At 57.3% G+C, this 2597-nt stretch carries 4 protein-coding genes; all 4 read right to left on the bottom strand.

Translation table 11 applies throughout. The features are described 5' to 3' along the window. Positions 1–194: 194 nt before the first annotated feature. The 4 genes from AWU74_RS11605 to AWU74_RS11600 all read right to left on the bottom strand — a co-directional run bounded on the left by AWU74_RS11605 (position 195) and on the right by AWU74_RS11600 (position 2547). Entirely contained in the window at positions 195–662 is a 468-nt protein-coding gene (locus AWU74_RS11605; RefSeq protein WP_187150849.1) for a hypothetical protein, read from the bottom strand. Positions 663–734: 72 nt separating this feature from the next. Continuing rightward, complete coding sequence (locus AWU74_RS04890) at positions 735–1499, bottom strand: ABC transporter permease (RefSeq protein WP_062328198.1); 765 nt, start codon at positions 1497–1499, stop codon at positions 735–737. A gap of 22 nt (positions 1500–1521) precedes the next feature. Further along, positions 1522–2319, bottom strand: a complete 798-nt coding sequence (locus AWU74_RS04885; RefSeq protein WP_062328192.1) for an ABC transporter ATP-binding protein — start codon at positions 2317–2319, stop codon at positions 1522–1524. A 75-nt stretch (positions 2320–2394) separates the two neighbouring features. Continuing rightward, positions 2395–2547: a hypothetical protein gene (locus AWU74_RS11600; protein ID WP_187150848.1), complete on the bottom strand. Its 153-nt coding sequence runs from the start codon at positions 2545–2547 to the stop codon at positions 2395–2397. Between the last annotated feature and the right edge of the window lie 50 nt (positions 2548–2597).

The following is a 2597-nucleotide window of genomic DNA, read 5'->3' as shown; positions in this document are numbered from 1 at the left end:
GCCGTAATAGTTCTGCACGGATTTCGGTGAAAAATTCCGACCGCTTGGTGTGCGGTGCTGAGTGCGCAGATATTCATTAAACTTCATTTCATAGCCTCCACTCTTTCTCTTATACAGGATACATTGCTCGCCTGCTATGCTTTGCCAGTGCGCTCCGCGCCCCAGCCGCTCTGTGATTATGCCTCACCAAAGCCTTAAACGTCAAACCCCCGGTTTGCGGAACTTTCCGTGCCGTTGTGTTTGCCTTCCCGCGACAGGGACGGGCATTTTTGCATTCGCGTATGGTTCCGGCTGTATGCGTATCGGCGGGCTGATTTCGTCCGGCAGTCCCGTGCGCGGAAACCGTCGGCAAGCCCCGCACGGCAGCCGCTTGCCTCTATGCCGCGAGTGTTTGCAAAGCAAACTCGGTAGCGCGCCATAGGCGTGCACGTCGAACGTTTCCCGCAAGGGGGGAACGCCGCTTGCCTGTACGCTGTCATAGGGAAAGCGGCAAAACCGCTTCCCCTATGAGACAAGAAAGGGAGCGGGCGTTGCCCGCTCCCTTTCTCTCCATTTCGGCAGCCCCAGTCGGCGCTTGCCTTTACGCCTTTGCCCATAGGCGAAAGCATAGGAGCAAAGCATATATGCCGAGTTTTTTCAGAAAACTCGGACGTTGCCCGCACGGGCAACGCGGAACGCCTGTTTCCTCAAGAAACTTGAACGTTGCCCGAAAGGGCAACGCCGAACGCCGCCGCCTATTTGTCTTTGACGCCGTATCTTTTGAGCGCCGTCCTGCCGAAGAAGCGCAGGAAGCGGTCGGAAAAATAGCCGGTCAGACCGAGCGTCAGTATGCCGATAAAAATCCAGTCCGTCCTGAAATACAGCCGCGAGGTGTAAATCAGATAGCCGAGCCCTTTCTGCGCCGCGAGCATCTCCGCGGCGGCAATAGAGATAATCGCGCCGCTCAGCCCCAGCCGCAGTCCCGTAAAGATAAAGGGGACGGAGGCGGGAACCGTAACGGTGAAAAAGATTTGCGCGGCGTTCGCGCCCTGCGACTGCGCCACCTGCACCGTTACCGGATTTATGCCCGCCACGCCCGCAATCGTGTTGATGATGATAGGGAAGGTCGTCGCGTAGATGATGAGCGCGATTTTCGATTTCTCGCCGACGCCGAACCACATTAAGAACAGCGTCAGAAACCCTATCGCCGGCACAAAGCGGAAAAAATTGATAATCGGCTCAAGCACGCGCCGCACGGTGCGGAACTGACCGATTAAAAGCCCGGTCGGGACGGCGCCCAGAATCCCCAGCGACCAGCCGGTAAAAATGCGCATATAGCTGGCGCAGATATACTGGAACAGCACGCCGTTCAGCGCTATCTCTTTCCCGCCCGCAAGCGTCTCGAACGGTCCGGGAAGAAAGTCTGTGTGGTTGAGCGCCGACGCCGTCTGCCAGACGATAAGCAGCAGCCCCCACGCGACGAAGCCTTTGCTCAAAAGAAAATCCGCGATTTTTTTCATACCGTTCACCCCGATTCCGTCATTAGGTCTTATATTCCACGGCGAACAGCGCCTCTATGCCCTGAACGACCGCCGCCGCTTCGGGCTTCGCCAAGTCGCGCGGGTACGGGAACGTCACCTCGATTGTCCGCATGATTTTTGCGTTCGGCGCCCGCGACAGAATGCTGATTCTCTGCGCCAGATAGACCGCTTCCTGAATGTCGTGCGTAACGAACAGAATCGTCTTCTGCGTCGCCCGCCACACCGAGATAAGCTCGTTCTGCATAGATTTCCGCGTCTGCGCGTCGAGCGCGCCGAAGGGCTCGTCCATGAGCAGGATTTTCGGGTTGTTCGCAAGGCTCCGCGCAATCTGCACGCGCTGCTTCATGCCGCCGGAAAGCTCGTGCGGGTATTTTTTTTCGTGCCCCGCCAGCCCGACCAGCTCGATGCAGCGTTTTACCGTTTCCTTGCGCTCGCCGCCGCGCACGTGCCGTATGCGGAGCCCGTATTCCACGTTTTTCTGCACCGTGAGCCAGGAGAAAATCGCGGAATCCGCGTTCTGGAACACGACGCCGCGCTCAAAGCCGGGTTTTCTGACTTCTTCCCCGTCGACGGCTACGCTCCCGTCGGTTTTTTCGATAAATCCGGCGATAATGCTGAGCAGCGTGGATTTGCCGCAGCCGCTCCAGCCTAAAAACACGTGAAACTCGCCGCGCGCTATCGTTAAATCGACGCCGTTCAGCACCAGACGCGGCGCTGTTTTGCCGCCGGAACCAGCGTCGTAGCTTTTTGTCAGACCCGCAATTCGGATTATCGGCTTTTCGCCTGCCGCCTTATTCATATAAAGCCTATCGTAGCAATAAGGATTGTGTGCGTCAAGAATTTGCCGCCGGTTTATCCGCTCGCTGCCCGCAGCCTATGCCTTCAGAAACCCGTATTCATACGTCTTGGGCGCAAGGAACGCTTCCGCCTCCAAATCCTCCATAAGGAGAGGCGCTTGGCTGCAGTCCGCGACAGTACCGCTTGTCACAATGCCGCTTGCCGGTATCCCGTACTCGTCAACCGTCAAATGTAATTTGCTGTTCAGCCCCCTTTTGTACGACTAATGTCCTGAGTGCC

The sequence above is a fragment of the Treponema endosymbiont of Eucomonympha sp. genome (genome assembly GCF_001028545.1).
The sequence above is the reverse complement of the archived record's forward strand: the minus strand, read 5'-3'. Positions and strand labels throughout refer to the sequence as shown.

Bases quoted from the DNA above. Each gene is read 5' to 3' on its own strand.
- AWU74_RS04890 (WP_062328198.1), bottom strand. From the start codon at position 1,499: ATGAAAAAAATCGCGGATTTTCTTTTGAGCAAAGGCTTCGTCGCGTGG.
- AWU74_RS04885 (WP_062328192.1), bottom strand. From the start codon at position 2,319: ATGAATAAGGCGGCAGGCGAAAAGCCGATAATCCGAATTGCGGGTCTG.